This window comes from Pseudomonas sp. LSJ-87 (genome assembly GCF_032971465.1).
In the GTDB taxonomy this organism is placed as follows: Bacteria; Pseudomonadota; Gammaproteobacteria; order Pseudomonadales; family Pseudomonadaceae; genus Aquipseudomonas; species Aquipseudomonas putida_Z.
Window position 1 is genome coordinate 85,373 of sequence record NZ_JAWJYQ010000007.1, and the last position, 20,751, is coordinate 106,123.

The 20,751-nt window shown below is 52.1% G+C and carries 16 protein-coding genes and 1 pseudogene; 10 read left to right on the forward strand and 7 right to left on the reverse strand.

What is annotated here, in order from left to right:
• Window positions 1-312: 312 nt before the first annotated feature.
• Window positions 313-1,623: an OprD family porin gene (locus tag RYH74_RS08025; RefSeq protein WP_317409219.1), complete on the reverse strand. Its 1,311-nt coding sequence runs from the start codon at window positions 1,621-1,623 to the stop codon at window positions 313-315.
• Window positions 1,624-1,729: 106 nt separating this feature from the next.
• Entirely contained in the window at window positions 1,730-3,433 is a 1,704-nt protein-coding gene (locus tag RYH74_RS08030; RefSeq protein ID WP_170029854.1) for a thiamine pyrophosphate-binding protein, read from the reverse strand.
• Window positions 3,434-3,821: 388 nt separating this feature from the next.
• Here RYH74_RS08030 and RYH74_RS26455 point away from each other — a divergent pair, with 388 nt between their 5' ends.
• The 6 genes from RYH74_RS26455 to RYH74_RS08055 all read left to right on the forward strand — a co-directional run bounded on the left by RYH74_RS26455 (window position 3,822) and on the right by RYH74_RS08055 (window position 9,914).
• A complete protein-coding gene (locus tag RYH74_RS26455; protein WP_280044323.1) occupies window positions 3,822-4,487 on the forward strand; it encodes an aspartate/glutamate racemase family protein in 666 nt (221 codons plus the stop codon).
• A 32-nt stretch (window positions 4,488-4,519) separates the two neighbouring features.
• Window positions 4,520-5,815, forward strand: a complete 1,296-nt coding sequence (locus RYH74_RS08035) for an NAD(P)/FAD-dependent oxidoreductase (RefSeq protein ID WP_170034178.1) — start codon at window positions 4,520-4,522, stop codon at window positions 5,813-5,815.
• 151 nt (window positions 5,816-5,966) lie between these two features.
• Window positions 5,967-6,812 (forward strand): transporter substrate-binding domain-containing protein, encoded by an 846-nt coding sequence (locus RYH74_RS08040; RefSeq protein ID WP_170029855.1) that lies wholly within the window; start codon window positions 5,967-5,969, stop codon window positions 6,810-6,812.
• Between the two features lie 5 nt (window positions 6,813-6,817).
• Window positions 6,818-7,492 (forward strand): amino acid ABC transporter permease, encoded by a 675-nt coding sequence (locus tag RYH74_RS08045; protein ID WP_170029856.1) that lies wholly within the window; start codon window positions 6,818-6,820, stop codon window positions 7,490-7,492.
• A gap of 1 nt (window position 7,493) precedes the next feature.
• Window positions 7,494-8,273 carry an amino acid ABC transporter ATP-binding protein gene (locus RYH74_RS08050; RefSeq protein WP_170029857.1) on the forward strand — a complete coding sequence of 260 codons (780 nt, stop codon included), beginning with the start codon at window positions 7,494-7,496 and terminating at the stop codon, window positions 8,271-8,273.
• 723 nt (window positions 8,274-8,996) lie between these two features.
• A complete protein-coding gene (locus RYH74_RS08055) occupies window positions 8,997-9,914 on the forward strand; it encodes a LysR substrate-binding domain-containing protein (protein WP_170029858.1) in 918 nt (305 codons plus the stop codon).
• A 227-nt stretch (window positions 9,915-10,141) separates the two neighbouring features.
• Here the strand turns inward: RYH74_RS08055 and RYH74_RS08060 are convergent.
• The 4 genes and pseudogenes from RYH74_RS08060 to RYH74_RS08075 form a co-directional block, all read right to left on the reverse strand.
• A pseudogene (locus RYH74_RS08060) lies at window positions 10,142-10,297 on the reverse strand (transposase); the annotation flags it as partial.
• A gap of 460 nt (window positions 10,298-10,757) precedes the next feature.
• Window positions 10,758-12,005, reverse strand: coding sequence for an OprD family porin (locus RYH74_RS08065; RefSeq protein ID WP_280044325.1), 1,248 nt, complete (start codon window positions 12,003-12,005; stop codon window positions 10,758-10,760).
• A gap of 354 nt (window positions 12,006-12,359) precedes the next feature.
• Window positions 12,360-13,646, reverse strand: a complete 1,287-nt coding sequence (locus RYH74_RS08070) for a CitMHS family transporter (protein WP_170029861.1) — start codon at window positions 13,644-13,646, stop codon at window positions 12,360-12,362.
• 106 nt (window positions 13,647-13,752) lie between these two features.
• Window positions 13,753-14,685, reverse strand: coding sequence for an SMP-30/gluconolactonase/LRE family protein (locus RYH74_RS08075; RefSeq protein WP_170029862.1), 933 nt, complete (start codon window positions 14,683-14,685; stop codon window positions 13,753-13,755).
• Window positions 14,686-15,077: 392 nt separating this feature from the next.
• On the opposite strand from RYH74_RS08075, the gene RYH74_RS08080 reads away from it, so the two are divergent.
• The 4 genes from RYH74_RS08080 (at window position 15,078) to RYH74_RS08095 (ending at window position 19,604) form a co-directional block, all read left to right on the forward strand.
• Window positions 15,078-16,019: a hydroxymethylglutaryl-CoA lyase gene (locus RYH74_RS08080; RefSeq protein WP_170029863.1), complete on the forward strand. Its 942-nt coding sequence runs from the start codon at window positions 15,078-15,080 to the stop codon at window positions 16,017-16,019.
• On the forward strand, window positions 16,016-17,218 hold the full coding sequence (locus tag RYH74_RS08085; RefSeq protein WP_170029864.1) for a CaiB/BaiF CoA transferase family protein: 1,203 nt from the start codon (window positions 16,016-16,018) through the stop codon (window positions 17,216-17,218). Before RYH74_RS08080 ends, RYH74_RS08085 begins: the two co-directional genes overlap by 4 nt.
• 112 nt (window positions 17,219-17,330) lie before the next feature.
• On the forward strand, window positions 17,331-18,716 hold the full coding sequence (locus tag RYH74_RS08090; protein WP_280044326.1) for an MFS transporter: 1,386 nt from the start codon (window positions 17,331-17,333) through the stop codon (window positions 18,714-18,716).
• Window positions 18,717-18,809: 93 nt separating this feature from the next.
• Entirely contained in the window at window positions 18,810-19,604 is a 795-nt protein-coding gene (locus RYH74_RS08095; protein ID WP_023663180.1) for an IclR family transcriptional regulator, read from the forward strand.
• Window positions 19,605-19,615: 11 nt separating this feature from the next.
• Here the strand turns inward: RYH74_RS08095 and RYH74_RS08100 are convergent, their stop codons facing one another.
• Entirely contained in the window at window positions 19,616-20,725 is a 1,110-nt protein-coding gene (locus RYH74_RS08100; protein ID WP_280044327.1) for an AbrB family transcriptional regulator, read from the reverse strand.
• Between the last annotated feature and the right edge of the window lie 26 nt (window positions 20,726-20,751).

Consider the following 20,751-nt stretch of genomic DNA (forward strand, 5'->3'; position numbering starts at 1 on the left):
TATGAGATGACCCATGAGCGGATTATCCACTTCGTGGCGGATTTCGGTCTTCAGCCTTTCCTTACAGATGCGGTGGTGGCTCAGGGAACGTTTTTCGCTGGTTTAGCTGCGATCGGTTTACTGAGTTTGCTTGGCAAATTGAGGCCTAGTCTCAGACTCTGGTGAGTGGCCGAGACCTAGGAGTATGGGCTTTTCTGGAGGAAGCGTGTCTTAATGTCTGCGAGGGGAACAGGTACCATTCATTTTAGAAATAGACCGGGTGCGCCCACACGGGGCGGGCGCACCGAAGGTACTACTGTGTATGACCCGTTTTCAAAAAATCGACAGCGGGTAAGAGGTGATGATGCGGAGTTCGTTGAGGTCGACCAACGCATTGGCGTCCGAGGATCGAGCTGTTGCATACCGTGCTTGAACGGTGAGGTTCTTGGCCGGGCCCGATTGAACAACATACTTCAAATCAATGTCTCTTTCCCAGTGCTTGACGTCTTGCCCATATCTATTTGCATAGAAGCTGTTTGCGTTAGTCCCGTCGATGTCCCAACCTCTCACGTAGCGGGCCATGAAACTTAGGCCAGGAATGCCAATTGCGGTAAAGTCGTAATCATATCTCAGTTGAGCAGACTTCTCGTTGGGGCCGTTGAAGTCAGAGTACTGGACTGAGTTGGCTAGCCATAGTCGCCCATATTGCCCAGGTGTGCCCTGATGGTCGAATGTTTCGTCACCATGAACTTGCTGGAATGCCAATCCAATACGGTGGGCGCCATATTTTATGCCGCTGGCAAGACTCCATGTGGTATTAGCAATATCGCCGGCTTTTTCGGAACCCTCACTAATAGTCCTATACAGGTTAGCTGTCGCATCCCACGTCATGCTTTCCGAGATTCGTGACGTGTATGTAGCACCTAGATAGTATTGTCGCCAGATATCCTCAAGCTCTGACCCGTATGCATATATCGAAGTGCTGCTGGAAGGCTTGATAACGATGCCTGCATACTTAGCTGAGCGAGCATCAATCGCGTTGTTCGAATTTGTAAATGTCAAGCCAATAGAGCTGTCGTGCCCTCGGTCAACTCTTGAGCTTCCGCTTGTGAAATAACCAAGGTCAAGCATTGCCGAATCAAATTCATTGCTTTGGAGTGAGAAACCCGTGTAGCTTTGAGGCAGAAGCCGGCTATCTGAATAGTTAAATACGGGATTCTCTGGTTGAAGATTTCCGTATTTCAGCGTCGTTTTAGATATGCGCATTTTCACAGCGGCATTGACTCGCTGCTGATAGTCGTCGGGAGTTCCGTCCGCTCCTACTGGCATCAACCCCGAACCCACCCGTCCTGGGCCGCCATCAAGCTTCTGTGCTGTGTAGCTTTGCAGGTCAACACCGAAGCCGACAGTTCCTTGAGTAAAGCCAGAACGGTAGTTAAGCATAAGGGCATGCGCCCATTCTTCAGCATAGTTCTGAGTGTTTGACGGGCGATTAAGAAAATTTCTATGGAAGTAGAAGTTCCTGTACAACAAATCCATTGAAGAATCTTCGATGAAGCCTTGTGCTTGGGGTTGCGATGATTCAGTTGCAGAGGCGTAGAGCGGTGACACTGTCAGCATTGCTAGAAAAATTGAACGCTTCATATAAACCCCGACCTAATTTGGCAGATTTTGGTATGTGCCAGCTATTGTTATAAATATTGTCACAGCGGTCGGGCGAGCCCCAATTGATGGGACTCGCCTACAAAGGTTAACCCATCCAAGCGCTTACGGGGGCTTGAGTCTCATGCAATTCTCTCACTGTAATCTCCACAAGGCTCGGGCCGCTATGAGCTAAAGCTTCACGTATTGCGGCTTGTACATCTTCATCTTCTAGCACACGCCAAGCTTTGATTCCGTGGGCTTCCGCTATTCTGGCGCTGCTGGTTTGGCTGAAGTCAACCGAGAAGTATCGCTCGCCGTAGCTCGCAAATTGTCCGGCTTTAATCCAGCCGTAGTTACTGTTGCTAAGCACGATCAACGTAACAGGAATGTTCAGGCGGAAAATTGTTTCCAATTCGCTCGATGAGAAGCCAAAGCTTCCGTCCCCCATGATTGCAACACATTTCTGGTCTGGCCTAGCGTAATAGGCACCCACGACTCCGGGAAGCGAGTATCCCAGTCCGCCATGGAAGCGGTTATAAACTATGTTGTTGCCAGGCTGCGTTACGTCGAGATAAGCAGAGAGGAAGGGTGTGGGTGTGCCAGGGTCAATCACCAGGACTGCGTCTTCTGGAAGACTGGCCTTAAGTGCTTTCACAACCACCTCGGGTTCTATTTGCCCGGATTTAGAATTAATTGGTCGATTGAGCGTATTGCTTCTGGCGGACTTGACGGTGGCAATCGCATCGATCATATCCGGACGATCTACTGTGCTGTCTAATTTGGCAACTTCAAGCAGCTGTTGAAGGACGGTGCGAGCGTCTCCCAATAGTGGGAACTGAGTGTTGTAGTTGCAACCGATCACATGAGGATCGATGTCGATGTGGCCGATTTGGCGGTCTCCGACTTTAGGGTTGCCCCACTTTTCGGTCACTACTGACCCTGCCCTTGTACCCAAGAAGATGACGAGATCACAGGTTTGCATGAATGCCCGTGCTTCAGGCGTTGACCCGTTGGTGCCGACCACACCTACTGCAAGGGGATTGTCGTCCGAAACCGCACCCTGGCCGCTGATTGATGTTGCGATAGCGACATTAAGGTGAGCGCTCAGCTTTTGCAGCTCGTCGCAGCCTCCTGAAAGAATTACCCCGCCAGCACACACAAATACTGGTCGCTTGGAGTCTCTGATTGCTTTTACGGTGGCTTTAACGATCTCAGGGTCTGCTGCAGGCCTGATAGACGGGAACTGATTGAATTGTTCGAAAGCATAGACTTCACTTTCGTCAAGCTCGCCCTTCATTACATCGTAGGGAACTGCGATGTGAGCAGCCCCTGGCGCACCAGACGTCATTTCCAAAAACGCAGTTCGCAGAACTTTAGGAAGGCGAGCGGGGGTCTCAATCACTGAGTTCCACTTTGTGACAGGCTTAAAGAGCGCCTTCATATCCAGTTCGGTCAGAACGAATTTGTCTCTACCCGCAACTGGAATATCAGAATTGATACCTAAAACACATACCGAAGAACCGTTAGCCTCAGCGATACCAGGCAGCATGTAGGTTGCCCCGGCGCCACTCGGCCCCTCGCATACGCCTACTTTCCCTGTGAGCTTTGCATAAACGTATGCCATGTAGCTCGCACAGCGCTCGTCTCGTGCCAGAACGTGGGTGATCCCGTGATCAAGACGGTACAGGGCGTCGTAAAAAGGGAGGCTGGTGTCACCCGTGACGCCAAAGATATGTTTTACGCCCTGTAGTTGCAACATACGCACGAGCGCATCGCCGCCGGTGATTGTCTTCTGGCTAATGTTCGTCATGGGAAGATAAACCTTTCTCTATTTGCTACGGAAAATTTTCAGCCGCCTACAACGCGGTAAAGAGCCACTCAAAAAGTCGGGGCCATATACGCTTGCCTGATAGCTTAAAGCGCGTTGTTATCGGCGTTCGCGAACTAATGGATCAGCGATGGGGTAATTACGCATCGATGACGAGAGTAAACGCAAGCATAAATAAGTGTTGGGAGATTGACTTTTAGTCAGGATGATTCCGTCATGACAAAAAGTAATGATCAGAAAACTTATATACGCTTGTCCTTGGATCGGTCATCCGCGATTATGCAGAAAACGTCCCCATCATGAGGCCGTATTAGCAAGGGTAACGAGGGGTGCTCGCATGTCACAGAATGGGTTCAAGCTAGGTGTAGTCATGCTAGCCACCAATTTCCCGAGGCCTCTAGGTGACATCGGAAATCCGCAGTCGCATGGACACCCTGTTGATTTCCGCGTAGCTCCCGCTGCAACCCCATCATCAGTGGTTTGCCCCCATGCAATTCATGCTGATGTGGTGGAAAGCTTCGTAATAGCAGCGAAGGCATTGGTAGAAGGGGGGTGCCAAGCGATCACCACATCGTGTGGATTCGCGTGCGCTATCCATGATGAGCTCCAAGCAGAGCTATCGGTACCTTTGGTCACATCGTCACTAAATCTGGTGCCAGAAATTGCAGCGCGATATGGTCGAAAAGTTCCTCTCCCTGTAATCACTTATGATAGTCGCGTTCTTTCTAAGTACCACTTTGGCCGGTTTTGGTCGCCTGGTGTCGTGCTCCAGGGAATAGAGAAGGGTAGTGAGCTTTACTCTGTAATCAAAGAGGATCGGTCTGAGCTTAATTTAGAGCTTGCAGAGAGTGACGTTTTGGAGAGTGTGGCCAGAATATTGAATAGATACCCAGATAGTAAGGCTATTCTTCTTGAGTGCACAAATCTCCCGCCATATCGAGAGGCAATAGAGGATCGGTTTGGGATTCCTGTGTATGACATATTTTCTGCGCTTGAAATCTTGCTTGATAAGCCGGGTTTTCGAAACTTTGGTTGATCGCTAATCAGTGCGAAAATAAGGAAAATAAAATGAATGTTGTAGTAGTTGGCGCCGGAATTGTCGGAGTCTGCACAGCGTTAGAGCTGATTAAAGCAGGTGCGAAAGTTACCATTGTTGAGTCTGAGTCACCGGGTGGAGAACAGTCTGCTAGTCATGGTAACGGGGCTTGGTTGAGCCCAGCATCTGTTGTCCCAATGTCGATGCCTGGTCTCTGGAAGAAAGTGCCAGGATATCTTCTAGACCGTAGTGGCCCATTGACAATCCGCTGGAAGTCTCTGCCCGGGCTCGCTTCTTGGCTATTAAAGTTTACATTGGCTGGGTCGACCACTGCCAAGGTCGAGAGAACATCAAGGGCCTTGAATAAGCTTCTTCGTGATGCCCCCAGTAGGCACATGCGTTTAGCAGAAGAAGCAGGTCTGGGGCATTTGATTCGCCAAGACGGTTTGCTGTATGCATATCCAGACAAAGCGGCCTTTGCTGCCGAAGCACTATCTTGGAGACTGCGTCAAATAAATGGCGTCCGCTGGCAAGAGTGGGATGATCTGATGATAAAAAGCGCCATTCCACACCTCGCCAGTAAATACAAGTTTGGTGCTTGGGTGCAAGACGGAGCTCATTGCTTGAATCCAGGACAATATGTTGGTGGTTTGGTTAGCTATGCGGTTTCGTTGGGCGCAAACTTTATCAAAGGCACTGTGACAAAAATTGATACGAAAGGGAATTTGTATATTAATGGAGAGCTGCTTACAACAGATAAGATTGTAGTGGCTTGTGGAATACACTCTAGGGTATTGGCGAAGATGATTGGAGATGACGTACCGATGCGTAGTGAGCGAGGCTACAATGTCGTCATTAAAGATCCAAAGTTTCAGTTGACAGTGCCAGTTATGCCTAGCGATGGACGAATGGCGAATACTTCCACAAACGAAGGGCTTCGGCTATCAGGACAAGTTGAACTTGCAGATGAAAACGCAGCTCCAGATTGGCGTCGTAGCGATATCTTACTGCACCATGCTGCTGATACCTATCCATCGCTTGTAGGTGAAAAATATGATCCGGCAACCATGACCAGGTGGATGGGCAAGCGGCCTTCAACATCAGATGGATTACCCGTGATCTCTCCATCTCGTGCTAGTTCGAAGGTAGTATACGCGTTCGGGCATGGCCATGTAGGGTTGGCTGCTGCACCTAAAACGGCGGAAATTATTTCCCAGATAGTCTTGGATCGAGTCGTGCAAACGAGTTACAGTGAGTTTTCGGTGAATCGATTTTATGGAGGTGCTGATATTCCTAGTCCCGTCGAAGGAGGTCAAAGTTTGCGTTGAAAGGCAAGTTGTTAGGATTAAAAATTTAAAAGCCTTAAAGATTGTAGCGGGATAAGGACTTCTACAAGGAAAGGGTGAAGAGCATTGACGCTCATTTAAATTGGTTGCTGCCTCGAAAATAAATTTTCTAAAGATACGAGGGGTGTGCGAGATGAAATCTCAATTGGATAAAAAAACCTTCCGTGCAGCGTTTGGCGCAGCGCTTTTTGCTACAGCTTCATGCTTAGCTACATTTGCACACGCCGAGACTTCCATGGAGAGGGTGGAGCGAACGAAAGTCCTTCGCGTGGGTGTCGTGAATGGTGCTACGCCCTATTATCATAAAAGTCTGACAACTAATGAGTGGTCTGGGTTTGGCCCAGACTTCGCCAAGGATTTAGCAAATGACCTAAAGGTAGATGTCAAATATGTTGAGACTACTTGGGGTAACGCTGTTCTAGATCTTCAGGCTGACAAAATTGATGTGATGTTTGGCATGGCCTCAACACCTGCCAGACAAGAAATGGTCAATTTCTCGAATCCGATTTTTCAAAATACTTACACCATGGTGTGCAAGAATGGCTACCCGGAAAAGACCTGGGATCAGTTCAACTCGCCCGACTCCAAGATTTCCGTTGATGTAGGGTCATCAATGGATAACTTTGCGACAACCATGCTTCCAAATGCAGCTTTGTCCAGGCTAGAAAGTACCAGTGCTGCTACCATGGCATTGCAGTCAGGTCGAGTGGATTGCCAGATTTTGGTCATTTTGCTAGCTCAGCCTCTCCTCAAAAAGCTTCCGACTATTGGCACTATTCAAGTTCCCACCCCAATTTTGGCTGCCCCAGTCACAATTGGGATGCAAAAAGAAACAGACACTGCTTTCAAAGAGGCAGTAAACCGGTGGGTGGAGAAAGAGCAAAAAAGCGGTGAGATCCGAAAAGTGATTCTCATGAATATGCAGAAGCTCGCAGGTGTAGAGCCATCCTCTTTCCCCACTTCGGTCAAATTTGAGTAGTAGTCATGCCTTCTTATATTTGGGATTTCTCGTTTTTACTCGGTTATCAGTCTTTATTCCTTACCGGAATCTGGTACACCCTCCTGTACACTGCGATCTGTGTTGTTCTAGGGATGTTGATAGGGGTTTTGACTGCGCTTCCAAGACTGTCGAACAACCCTTGGATCTGCGGGCCATTTCGCGCCTATGTAGAAATCTTCCGCTGTACGCCTGTATTGGTACAGTTAGTGTGGTTCTACTATGCACTCCCTGTCTTGACAGGTGTCCAGATCTCAGCCATGACTGCAGCTGTGCTGTGCTTGTCTCTTTACGGTGGCGCGTTTTACTCGGAGATATTTCGAGGAGGTATAGTTTCAGTCGACGAAGGTCAATCTGAAGCGGCAAAAGCCCTGGGCATGCGACGCGGTCAAGTGATGTGGCGGGTCATACTTCCACAAGCGTTGAAGCGGATGGTGCCCCCATTGGTTAATCAGTCTATCATGCAGTTGAAGAATACCTCGCTGCTGTCGGTATTGGCGCTTCCGGATCTGCTCTATCAAGGTCAAGTTATTGCGCACGATTCTTACCGTCCGCTTGAGGTCTATTCTGTTATTGCACTTGCTTACTTTGTTATTCTCCTGCCTGCCACCATGTTGTCGAAACGACTTGAGCGCCGTATGAGCCGAAATGTAGGAGCATGAAATGACTACGCCTATTATTACCATCAGCAATCTCAAAAAGTCATTTGGGCAGCTCAATGTCCTGACGGACGTTTCGTTGGAGGTTAACAAGGGTGAAGTAGTGGCTCTCCTTGGCCCATCGGGATCCGGAAAGTCGACTCTATTGCGATGCGTTAATCTTTTGACAGTCCCAGATGGCGGCTCAATAAAAGTAAATGCTCACTCGATGAGTTTTGGCAATGGCCGTCGCTCAAAGCTACCTAAGGACAAAGATCTGGCTGGATTCCGTGCCAATACCGGCATGGTATTTCAGCAGTTCAATCTCTTTCCTCACATGACGGTTTTGCAGAATGTTATGGAAGGGCCCGTGACCGTGAAGAAGACGTCAAAGAGTGCAGCGCGTGAGCTGGCCTTGGCTCTTCTTGGTAAGGTAGGTTTAGCCGATCGAGGTGATTATTACCCAGATATGTTGTCGGGAGGGCAGAAACAACGTGTTGCCATTGCTCGAGCACTAGCGATGGAGCCCTCTGTAATGCTATTCGATGAGGCGACTTCTGCGTTAGATCCGGAACTTGTCGGTGAGGTTCTCGGCGTGATGAAGTCCCTGGCGAGCGAGGGAATGACTATGATCTTGGTCACCCACGAGATTGCATTTGCTCGCGAAGTAGCTGATAAAGTCGTTTTCATGCGGGATGGTGTTGTTGTGGAGTCTGGGCCTCCTTCAGTTGTTATCGATAATCCAAGGTGCGAAGCCACTCGAAGTTTTCTCAGTCACTTTTATGGCAATAGCGTAGTTGCCTGAGCTGAGAGAGTGGCTCCGGGGTGGGTGTCATTGTGGTGCGGTAATGTTCTCTTTCCGCGCCACAAATGATTATTTTACCGAATGTAATTGCACCTATTGTGTCAGGAAGGCAGCCAGGCATTACCGGGTTCTTAAGTCGGATTTTGAGGCTGAATCAACGTCTTCAGTTTCAACTGTCTATAGGTTTGGTACTCGTTTGGCTGCACATGTTTTCTGCAGGTGCTGTGGGGTGCATGTATATTGCCACCCAAGATCAGCCCCCAGCGAAGTAAATGTAAATCTCAACTGTTTGCATGAGAGACATTTTGCTTGGTTATCAACGCTAACGTCCAGATTTTATAATGGTAGAGATCTAAAATGAGAAGTTCCTCTATTTGTTAATGTTATAAAGGTTGGGCCTGGTTTCCTGTCAACAAGCGGCATGAGGCTAGCCAAGCTGCGCCATGCTCTTCTTATCTGCATGCTGCAATCATGGTGCTTTGCCGTTTAGGGGTGGATGATCAATTCGGGCAGGGATCTTGGCTTTTGACTGAGTGCCCTGATCTTTTAGCTAGTTTTCATTTCATAGCCTCGTTCACACCTCTGCTTAGCCTCTTGTACTTGATGTCTATACCTATTCAGTTCTAGGATTATCCTGGGATTCTGGTGAATAATTTCCTGGCTGAGAGTGCTTTTTGCGTTCACTCAGGATACCGTGGATAAGTGAACAGTAAGGTACAAGCCATGCGTCGTTTTCTTCCGTCTCTGTCAGCGTTGCAAGCCTTTGAAGCCGCTGCTCGCCATCTGAGTTTTACCCGTGCAGCGGAGGATCTGCAGATCACACAGAGCGGGGTGAGTCGCCAAATCTCAAATCTGGAAAAACAGCTAGGGGTGGAGCTTTTCCAGCGTGCGGGGTCTCGCTTGATTCTGACCGACTCGGGCAAGAAGTATCTTCGTGACGTGGATGTCATGCTCAATCAGTTGGAAGAAATCACGATTGACATCGTCAGAGGGCGTAAAGCTGACTCGTCGCTGAAGATCGCTGGCAATCCTACCTTCCTTTCCCGCTGGCTAGCACCTCGATTAAAGGAGTTCGTCAAGATCGCTCCAGGAGTGCCCATCGAGATATCGCCGGTCTCCGCAGATATCGATTTTCAGACGTGTGTAACTGACATCGTTATCACTAGGGGCGCAGGGGCATGGGCTGCGGCGCGGTCTGTTGAGTTATTCGCAGAGGAGTTAGTAGTTGTCGCGTCTCCTGATTTGATTGCTCCGACGCAAAAGCTCAATTTCTTGGATTTTTCGCAAATACCCACCCTACAGAACTCCACCAGGCCCAGCCTGTGGTTGCAGTGGTTGAGGGCGTCCCGTACAGAGCATAGCGGGCTGATCCAAGGGGTTCGTTTCCCTCAGAGTGATATGCTCATTAATGCCGCAATCAGCGGGCTTGGCCTTGCCGTCGTTCCAATTCACTATGTGAGAAAGGAGCTGGAAAGTGGAAGGCTTCATCTGCCGTTCGGGGCGCCTGTTCGATCCAGTGACTCCTATTGGATCGTCTGCCCAGAGCGGAAAATGCACAAACATCATGCATTGATTTTTCGTGACTGGTTAATACAACAGGTACGAAAAGAGTTTGGTGTGCCTTCTGTAATGAACGTGTAGCACGGAGCGTGCGAAGCAGTACGTAGTGGTATCGTAGCTGATTATTAGCTTTTTCAGAATTGTCAAGCGCGACTCTCATCATGGCGCGGGTTACTTACCTAATAGACGCCGGATAGATTCAAGCAAGCCAACCACGTCGCCCGTTAATCAGCATTGCAAAAAAGGTGTGACCATAGATTGTTTAAAACCGATTGCTCCCGTTCCTACCGGTTGATTCGAGCTTCCTACTCTTGAATCTTCCGTTGCTCGGGCGTCAGCGCCTTGCTCGTTGGCGTAGGACTGCCACGCTCTGATTGGAGTTGATTCGCCCAGCGACGCAGCGTCGATTCAATCAAGTCGAGTGATCTGGCGGCTTTAGTAAGGCTATAGTCTTGGTCGAGCACTAGGCTAGCAGCCTACTGCTTGAATTTGGGGGAAGGTATGTCCGTTGTCTGCTCATCGAACACCTCTGCGTGGCGATCATTTTCGCCTATAAAGGTGTCCGGGTTAGTAGGCCACTACACCAATCCCTATACCCAGTTGATGCTCAGCTTGAGCTTTTAACCTCGGAGCGACGCTGTTTTAAGGCCTATCATTTCAGAGACGGCATGGAAAATCCGTTATATGGGCCAGAAATGATGCTCATCTAAATCAGATGGGCACTATGGCCTTTGGCGTGAGGAGGATGTGTTGGCTGGACAGATACGAAGGCTATCGCTGAGGCGGCTGGTCAGCGCGATGTCGAGTCTGCCGGTGGTGTCTGGGGCTTACGCAGGGAAATGATGAATCAGAGCTTCAGGACGCGGATCGATCAGCTCTGGACTGATTACTGTAAGTGATATGCGCTTGCTCACAGCCCCGCAGCTACAGCAATGGAATGCTGTAGCTGATGATGAGGCGGTTTTCGTCAGTACCGCGGGTGAAGTCAGAGCGATAGCTTGCGTTCCGCCAGCGGATCCCCAGGTTCTTCAGTGCGCCACTCTGGAAGACGTACTGTAGTTCGGTATTTCGCTCCCACTCATTGCCAGTGACATTACCAGCAAGCTCGACATCATGACCTTTCACGTAGCGAGACATGAAGGTGAGGCCTGGCATTCCCACAGTAGTAAAATTGAAGTCATACCGAAGCTGCCATGATTTCTCCTTGGCGCCGGCAAAGTCGTTGATCTGGACGAAATTGATCAAATAGGGGTCGGTGCCATCAATGTAAGGGAAGGCTGTGTCCCCTGACATCTGCTGATAACCGACGCCAAAGCCGTGCCCCTTGAGGCTGTACGTCACCATGCCATTGGCTGACCTGTTGTCTATTTTCCCTGCTGCTGAGCTGCCGCTGTCTCTGCTGATAGCAAGTCGGAGGTCTGCCTTCAACTGGCCTGCAGGCAAGGGAACAGATCCAACAAGTCCGAAGAAGTGCTGGGTGTACACATCCTCAAGTGCCCCGTACTGGTAGGAGCCGACGAGGTTTTTGGAGAAGGTGTAGTCAAAGCCTGCTACGTCGAAATGATCAGCAGCAATGCCGGCCTGAAAGCGGCGATTTTTGTTGTTCAGCATTAGGTCTTGAGCGGCAGTCTGGTCGCGGTCAGTGACTTTTGTGAGGCGACCCGCCACGACATCAAGGGACTCGATTTCCCCAATGCTCAGCAATCCACCTCTAAAGGTCTGCGGGAAGATGCGCCCGTTGTTGGCTTTAACGGTAGGCATGTACGGGATCAGCGTTCCCACTTCAAGGAGGCTTTCTGAGTACCGGGCTTTCGCTGTCAACCCAAGCTTGGAGTATTCGTCTGTAGCTCTGTCGTCATCGTGAACAGGAAGAAGACCTGTGCCTGTCCGGTCGGGACTGGAATCTAGCTTCAAACCAAGCATCCCAATGGCGTCTATGCCGAAACCAACAGGGCCAGGCGTGAACCCTGACTTTGCGTCGAGAATGAAGCCCTGTGCCCATTCATCGCGCTTGTTCTGGCCTGCACCGTCTCGAAAGTCTCGATTCAAATAGAAGTTCTTCGTTTGCAGAGAGACCTTGGCGTCTTCTATGAGGCCCTCCGCCAATACGGGGGAGGCAAGATTACCAATGCCGAGTAAGGTGCAGACTGGGATGGCGTTACGTGGTTTCATGAATACTCCAGGTGTTATCTGCGCGCCCAACAGATGGGTACGCAAAAACAGCCAAATTGTTTTTTGTTGGGTGGAGTTGCTTGTTTAACTACTGCGCTGTGTGCGTTTCGATCGATACAGACTTGGATCTTTTGAAAAATATTGAGGTGCCGGGGGGTTCCCCCCCGCCACCAAGGTTCACTTACGCTCGGCGTTCGTGGCTCCGAGCAGCTCACCAAAAAGGTCAAACGACCGTCAGAACACCCGACCTTCTTGTGAAAGGCCGGGGTCGCAATCTGGCTTCATTGGCGAAGCTGATCACTTCAAACACAGGTGAACTTGCCCACCTATGCATTGCGCAGTTGAGGGAGGCCCTCAGTTGAATACGTCGATGGTTCCAATCGCGATAGCTGCCACGAACATCACCAGACACGTACCGATGCTCCAGCCGATGGACGCTCGCTGGTTGTCGCCGTAGTCAAGGTCGAGCAGTCCACAGAGCAGGTAGGTCGAGGCAACCAGGGGGCTGAGCAGATGGACTGGCTGTCCGATCAAACCGGCGATGGCCATTTCTTTAGCGCCAATGCCGTAATGGCTTGCGGTCTCGGCCAGGATGGGGAGGATCCCGAAGTAGAAAGCGTCGTTGGTCAGCACGTAGGTGAAAGGCATGCTGAGGAACGCCGTGATGACCGACATGAAATGGCCAGCGGATTCAGGGATCACATGGATCAGGCTTTCCGAGATTGCTTTGATCATTCCTGTGCCGGACATGATCCCGACAAAGATGCCAGCGGCGAAGATCAGTAGGGTTACCGCCATTACGTTGTCGGCGTATTTACCGATGACTTCCTTTTGGTCTTTGACACTCGGGAAGTTCACCAAGACGCCCAGGCCGAAGGCGAGCATGAAGAGGATCGGAAGGGGCATGAGGCTGAGCATCATCATGGTGATCAGCGTGATGGTGAGTACAGCGTTGAAGAGAAAGCGCCAATCGGTCAGTTTGAACTCGGTGAAGTGGCTCATGACCTCATCGTGATCGAGTTGCACGACACCTAGGCGACGGCGTTCCCGGCCACCGAGATAGAAGGCCGCGAAAATCACCCAGCCCGCTCCAGCGATCATAAGTGGCAGCATCTCGATGAACAGTTCGGTAATGTCTACGTGCATGGCGCTTGCCGCACGCGAGAAGGGCCCTGCCCAAGGGAGGATGTTCATTACCCCGTTGGTCAGCAATAGAACGGTGGCCAGAACCTGCAGGCTCATCCCTGTGCGTCGGTATAATGGAAGAAGCGCTGCAGTAGTGATGATGTAAGTCGTGGCGCCATCGCCATCCAGGCCTACGCAGATTCCGAGCACTGCAGTGCCGATGACGATCTTCAGCGGGTCGCCTTTCACGCATTTCAAGATCAGCTTGATCAGCGGATTGAACAAGCCTGAATCGGTCATCATGCAGAAGTAGAGGATCGCGAAGGTCAGCATGATCCCTGTTGGGGCCAGCATCTTCACGCCATCGAACATCATGGGGCCAAGCTGGGTTGCAAAACCTCCCAGGCTGGCGAATGCAACCGGCACCAGGATGAGGGCAACCAGTGGTGACAGTCGTTTGCTCATGACGAGATACATGAAGCAGACGATCATTGTGTAGCTCAAAAGTGTGAGCATTTTGCCCTCTTATTATCTGTTTTGTATGAGTCTTAGGGATCGCCAGGCTTTTTTAGGGCCGAGCAAGACCCGTGCGCCATTTGCACAGGGCTGTAGCAAGTAGTCGTTAGGCTGGGGCGTGCGAGAACATTTGCTTCCCAGAGTGACCGGGGTCAGCTCTCAAGATGTGGCCGGTCGACGAGTCGGTGATGTAGAGGCCACGATTGCCCTCACCGCCAAAGGCGAGGTTGGTGAGCGTGCGGCCTTCGGTGCATGACTTGAATCGATAGAGCGGCACAGCGTGGGAATCGAATGCCCACACGCATGCATTGCCTGCATCGCATACATACAGGTTTCCTGACTCATCCAGAGCCATACCGTCTGCGCCACTCACGCCCCCGGCCATGGCAGTGAAGACTCCAACCTTGGAAGTTGTGCCATCGGGTTGAAGCGGGAGTCGCCATACTGCGTTTCCGCGAGTCATCGCTACCAGCAGCGCTTTCTCCTGAAGATCCATCACCAGGCCATTAGGGCTAGGGCCGTTATCCAGCAAACAATCCAGGCGTTGTTGCTCCAGGTCGTAGCGGAAAACTCGACCCGTTGGATCATGCATGCCTGTCTGACCTTGATCGGTGAAGAAGAGGCGCCCCTGTCGGTCAAAGAACAGATCATTTACACCCTTGAAGCCTTCACTTCGGCGATGCGTCAGGAACGGCTCGATGCGTTTGCTGATCGGGTCGAGAACGAGGATCCCACTCTTGTAGTCGGCAATGAAAATTCGCCCGTCACGATGGATTTTCAAGCCGTTAGGCCAGCCGTCGTATTCAACAACCAGATCCCAGTCTCCCTGAGGGGAAATGCGAAAGATTCGGCCATATGGGATATCCGTAACATAGAGATTGCCGGCCTGGTCGAAAGAGGGCCCTTCGAGGAAGCTGGCAACTTGCTGGCCTGGTTTGTTGGCTCTGACCCAGTCGGAATCCCCATCACGCCAAAACTCTTTCGGCAGTCTGCTGAAGACTTCGGTTGGGCGTTCCTCGGGAGGGGCATACAGGCTCACGGCAAATCTCCATGTGAAAACAGACACACGACGCTGAGGCTCAAACGGCAGAGTCTGGGCCAATCTCATCAGTGTACGTTGCCTGGGATATCTTGTTGTTTCGAGCTTTAGTTCTATCTGACAGAACGTTATTGCTCTTGATAGAACACTTTCCAAGCTATTTCCTGCCCTGTCAAGTCTCTTCAGATACTCGTCACTCCACCCCAATTGGCAGTAGCCGAAATGTCTGGCCGTTCATCGACAGTCTCGTTGACAGGTACGAAACTGCGGGTAGATACTAAAACAGAACGCAATTCTGCCTGACAGAACAATCATTAAAAAACAGCGCTCCGCCTAGCAGCCGCACTGCATGAATGTTCGGGCAGGCTCTCCCCAGTTACAGGAGAACCTCCGTGAAAGAAGCGACAGATATCGACATCCTCGTCAGCGAAGTCGGGCCCAGAGATGGCTTGCAGAGCGTCAAGGCCACCATGCCCACCGAGTTGAAGCTGGAGTGGATTTCGGCTCTGGCGAGCGCCGGCTTGAGAGAAATCGAGGTCGGATCGTTTGTATCGCCAAAGCTGCTGCCGCAGATGGCAGACACTGCCCAGGTAGTAGCCCACGCACTGACTCTGCCAGATCTTTTCGTCACTGCTCTGGTGCCGAATCTCAAGGGGGCCGAAGCCGCTTTCAACGCTGGTGTGCACAAGATCACATTGCCCATTTCCGTAAGCGAGCAGCACTCGATCTCAAACATCCGCAAGACACACGCTCAAGTCTTCGATGAGGTTCAGGCGGTGGTTGCCTTGCGTAATGAGCGCTTCCCGAGTGTCCTGATCGAAGCCGGCGTTTCGACAGCCTTCGGATGCACACTCCAAGGTGTTGTAACTGACGACGAGACCATGGCGATTGCCTTGAAAATGGCGGAGTTGGGGGTAGACGAGGTCGGCCTTTCAGACACGGTCGGCTACGCCAACCCCGTTCAAGTGCGTCGACTGTTCACTCGCCTGTTCCAAGAGCTCGGCGCACTCGCAGGCAGTGCCCACTTCCACAACACTCGCGGCCAGGGTCTAGCCAACGTCGTCGCTGCACTGGAAGCAGGAGTGAAGACGTTCGATGGTTCCCAAGGCGGTTTGGGAGGCTGTCCATACGCGCCGGGTGCCTCGGGCAACATCGTCACCGAAGACTTGGTGTATCTCCTCGAATCTATGGGCCTGAGAACTGGCGTAGACATTGATCGCCTTGTTGCAGCGCGTGAAGTGCTTCGCCGTGGGCTCCCGGGAGAGCCTGTTTACGGCTTCATCCCTGATGCCGGGGTTGGCAAGAATTTCATCTATGCGAAGGAGGCCGTATGAGCCGGCAAGAAGAGCAGTCTCTGCCCCTGGAAGGCATCCGCGTAGTCGAGTTCGTCCATATGGTGATGGGCCCGACCTCTGGTCTTCTTCTCGCTGACCTTGGTGCTGAAGTCATCAAAGTGGAGCCTGTGCCGGAAGGGGATAACACTCGCCGCCTCATGGGCTCTGGTGCTGGTTACTGGATGACCTACAACCGCAACAAAAAGAGCTTTGCAGTAGACATCAAGTCTGAAAGCGGCATGGCAGCAGTGAAAAAATTGCTTGCTACGGCTGATGTTGTGACTGAGAACTTCCGGCCAGGCGCAATGAAGAAGCTGGGCCTGGGCTACGAGCAAGTAAAGGCAATCAAGCCCGACATCATTTACAGCTCGATGAAGGGCTTTCTACCAGGCCCCTATGAAAAGCGCACGGCGTTGGATGAAGTTGTCCAGATGATGACCGGCCTGGCTTACATGACGGGGCCTGTTGGCCGACCTCTGCGCGCCGGGGCCTCCGTCAATGACGTGATGGGCGGCATGTTCAGCACAGTGTCGATTTTGGCTGCTCTGCTGCAGCGTAAAGAGACTGGGCGTGGCCAATTCGTGCAGACCGGTTTGTTTGAAAACTCGGCCTTCCTGGTCGCGCAGCACATGATGCAGAAGGTTGTGACCGGCAAAGCGGCGGCGCCTATGCCAAGTCGAATCTCGGCATGGGCGATCTACGACGTCTTTGAGACCGCTGAGGAAGGTGAGCAGGTTTTCATGGGCGTCGTCAGTGACTCTCAGTGGGTATCGTTCTGCCAGGCGTTCGACTTCCCGGAGCTTGGTGGGGACGCTGAACTGAGCCGAAACAACCAGCGTGTTCAGGCTCGTGACCGAATCATTCCGTTGGTGCGGGAGCGCTTGTCTGGAATGAATAAGCAGACGGTGATGGATCTCTGTGAGAAAGCCGGTCTGCCGTTCTCTCCTATCCAGCGCCCTGAAGACATGTTTGAAGACGAGCATCTCAATCAATCTGGTGGCATGGCCGAATTGACTCTTCCCGGTGGTGAGCAGGTCAAGGTGCCAATGCTGCCATTCGAGATGGACGGCCAGCGTTTTGGTGCACGACTGAATGTCCCCGAACTTGGTAGTCACTCGAAAGAGCTGTTGGCTGAGCTGGGCTACGGTAACGACGAGATAACCCAGCTAGAGGCCAGTGGCACGGTCAAATCCGCCTGATCAAAACTGTGGCGAGTCCCTCTGGGGGCTCGCTCTCGGCGGTTTTTCAAGCGTCGAGCTCGAAACGACTTTCGAGCGAAATCAGCAGAACCACTGATGCGGGACGTATCGGATGCCTGCATTCACCGTTGGCCCATCCAGCCACGGTATTCATAACAACAAAACCGAGGATACAGTCATGGCTAACGTCACGACCCCGGATACTTCATTGTCCATGCCACAGTTTGATGTCATTACCCCATTGCAACAGCAAGCGATGAAAAAGGCCGCGTGGCGCCTGATTCCATTGCTTGCTCTGGCCTACTTCTTCAATTATCTGGATCGCACCAGCGTAGGCTACGCCGCGTTGCAGATGACTGATCAACTAGGACTCACGGCTGCCCAGTTTGGCCTTGGTGCTGGCATCATGTTTGTCGGCTACTGCCTGTGCGAAGTACCAAGCAACCTGGCCATGTATCGCTATGGTGCGCGCCTCTGGATGGCGCGGATCATGATCACTTGGGGCCTGGCAGCAGCTGCAACAGCATTCGTTGTTGGCCCTTACAGCTTCTACATCGTTCGCTTCCTGCTAGGTGTGGCTGAAGCTGGGTTCTTCCCGGGCGTGATTTTTTTCCTGACGCTCTGGTTCCCTGCGCAGTATCGAACCCGGGTACTGGCATGGTTTACCGTTGCGACACCAATTTCCTTCCTTGTAGGTGGGCCGTTGTCGATTTGGTTGCTGCAAATGCATGGCACCCTGGGACTTGCAGGTTGGCAGTGGATGTTCATCATTGAGGGCCTGCCTGCGTGTGTGCTCGGCTTGATCACCTTGAAGGTGCTTGCAAATCGTCCTAGTGAAGCGAAGTGGCTCTCTCGGGAGGAAAAGGATGCTCTGACTGGAATGCTGGACAAAGAGAAAGCCAAGTCAAACAAAAGCCATGGTTTTGCTCAAGCCCTCAAGGATCCTCGCGTATGGATTCTGAGCTCCATCACCTTCAGCTTCACCATCGGCACCTATGGTATTGGAATCTGGCTGCCTCAAATGCTCAAGGCGCAGGGTGTCGAGATAAGCCTGATCGGGTGGGTCGCGGCGGTGCCTTACTTCTTCTCGACCATCGGTTTGCTTTTCTGGGCCAAGCACGTTGACCGCACTGGCCGAGGGATTCTCAACTTGATCGCTGCACTTGTGCTTGCTGGCCTAGCATTGATCCTTGCGGTGAACATGAATGCACTGATTCCAGCGTTGGCCGGCATCACACTGGCGTTGGTGGGCACCATCTCGGCGAAGACCATTTTCTACACCTTGCCAGCTAAATTCCTCAGCGGCCAGGCGGCAGCGGGCGGCATTGCCCTTATTAACTCCATCGGAGCATTCGGTGGGTTTGTTGGGCCATACCTGATGGGCTTCCTCAAGGACTACACCCAGTCGTTCACGGCAGGTCTGATGGTTATGGGGTGCATCCTCTTCTTCGCCGCACTTATGGCTCTGTCTCTTAAATTGTTCATGCGCGACGCCTAAGAACGGCGTTCTGGCGAATGGACTAGCTGCTAGCCTGACTGACAGGTAAGGTAATACCCATCTCTACGGCCCCTTCAAAGGGGCCGCTTATTCATGATGACGCCGAGCAGAAGTCTGATGTCGCCAAAAAATGACACCGTGGTAGTCAACGATACGAAGAGTAATGCGGACGGAGGGGTGGCTGCAGTCGATAGGGCTTTTGCCATCCTGAGTGCATTCGAACCTGATCGCACCAGTCTTCCATTGGCCGAAATTGCTCGTCGTACAGGCTTGTACAAGAGCACCATCCTTCGCTTAATGAGCTCGTTGGAGCGAGCGGGTTTCATCAGGCGTTTCGCGGATGGGCAGTACGGCGTAGGTCACGAGCCTCTGCGTTTGGCTCAGATTTACCAAGCCTCGTTCCGACTGCGTGATACGATCTACCCAGTGTTGGAAGCCCTAACTGAAGAAAGTGGGGAAACCTCTTCTTTCTATGTGATTGAAAACGATACCCGAGTCGTGTTGTTCCGGGTTGAGCCCAAACGCGCAGTGCGCTTCAGCATTCATGAGGGTGATCGATTCCCGCTACATGCTGGGGCTTCCGGAAAAGTCCTCCGGGCATTTGGCCCGCCAGCTGATCGCGCTTTGGCTGAGGTGCGAGAGCGGTTCTGGGCTACGTCATTTGGGGAGCGCGACCCAGATACATCGTCGATCTCGGCTCCTGTATTCGGTGTTGCCAATGAGTTTAAAGGCGCTCTAACGCTGTCAGGCCCATCCGAGCGCTTCAACAAGGATCAGTTGCAAGCGGCCCGCCTGCTATTGCTCAAGCGCGCTGCCCAAGCGACCAACCTGCTCGGGGGCAGTAACCGAGATCTGCTCGTAGCATTGGAACAGATTGAGAGTAAGTAAGTTGAACGGGATCAACTCTGCGTCAGACGGATGATCTGTCTGGCGAAAAATGCCCCGGTCAGAATTACACCGAACAGCCGGAGCGTTTGCATCGCGAGCACCATGCCTACATCGGCATGTGTCTCCACTGCGATGATGGCCATGGCATCCAGCCCACCTGGGCTGGTCGCCAAGTACATGGAAAGAAAGTCGGTGCATGTCGCATAGGCTAAAAGCCAAGCGCAGCACGCGCAGAGCATGATCAGTATCACTGCGCCCAGAATCATCGCGGGCAAGTGTTTGAAGACGTATCGTACCGTCACGCGGTCGAACCGTAGCCCGATATAGCAGCCAATGGCGCCATATGCGATTGCAAGCAGCCAGGCCGGCATCGTGATATCTAGCACTCCCGTCAGTTGCAAGGCGCCTCCGATCAGAAGCGGCATCAACAGGGCTCCCGCAGGCATCTTTGTACCTGCTGAAACTCCGCACAGAATTACTGCCAGGCTTAACGAGACGTTGAAGGCGGCAGTGCCATGTAGCGGGCCATTCGATGGCGCTATTTCCACAGGAATACCTGCCGCCCCGAGCAGATGACTCACCAGCGAGCCAATCATTACGACACAGACGACCCTGACGTACTGCATGGTCGCCACGACTCGTGAATCGGCACCGTATTCTTCGGCCATAGAAACCATTGCAGAAGCTGCGCCTGGTGCTGTTCCCCATGCAGCGGTGCTACCAGGAATGCCCCCGTATCGAACTGTTCCGAGCCCCACAACGGCGCTTAAGACGACTGTGATCAATGTGGCGAGAAGCATGATGTGCCATGAGTGGGCCAACGAGATCAGAACTGACCAGGTCACGGAATGAGCTACCAATAGACCAACGCAGCCTTGGCCAAAGCGGAAAATGTGCCGATGCAGGCGCATCTGAGCCCCGCACACTCCAAACGTGATGGCGACGAGCATAGGCCCTAAAAACAATCCGGCTGGCACTGCTAACGCATGAAGTCCTTGCCCCACCGCGCCGGCGATGCCTGTTAGTGCGATCCACTTGAGGATCTGGGGGCGCAGGGCAATGGCGAATTCTGAGGCTTGCAATGAGATGTATCTCCAGGCAATGGCTCCACGTAGCGACATTCCGCAGATGGCAGCAAAAATTATCG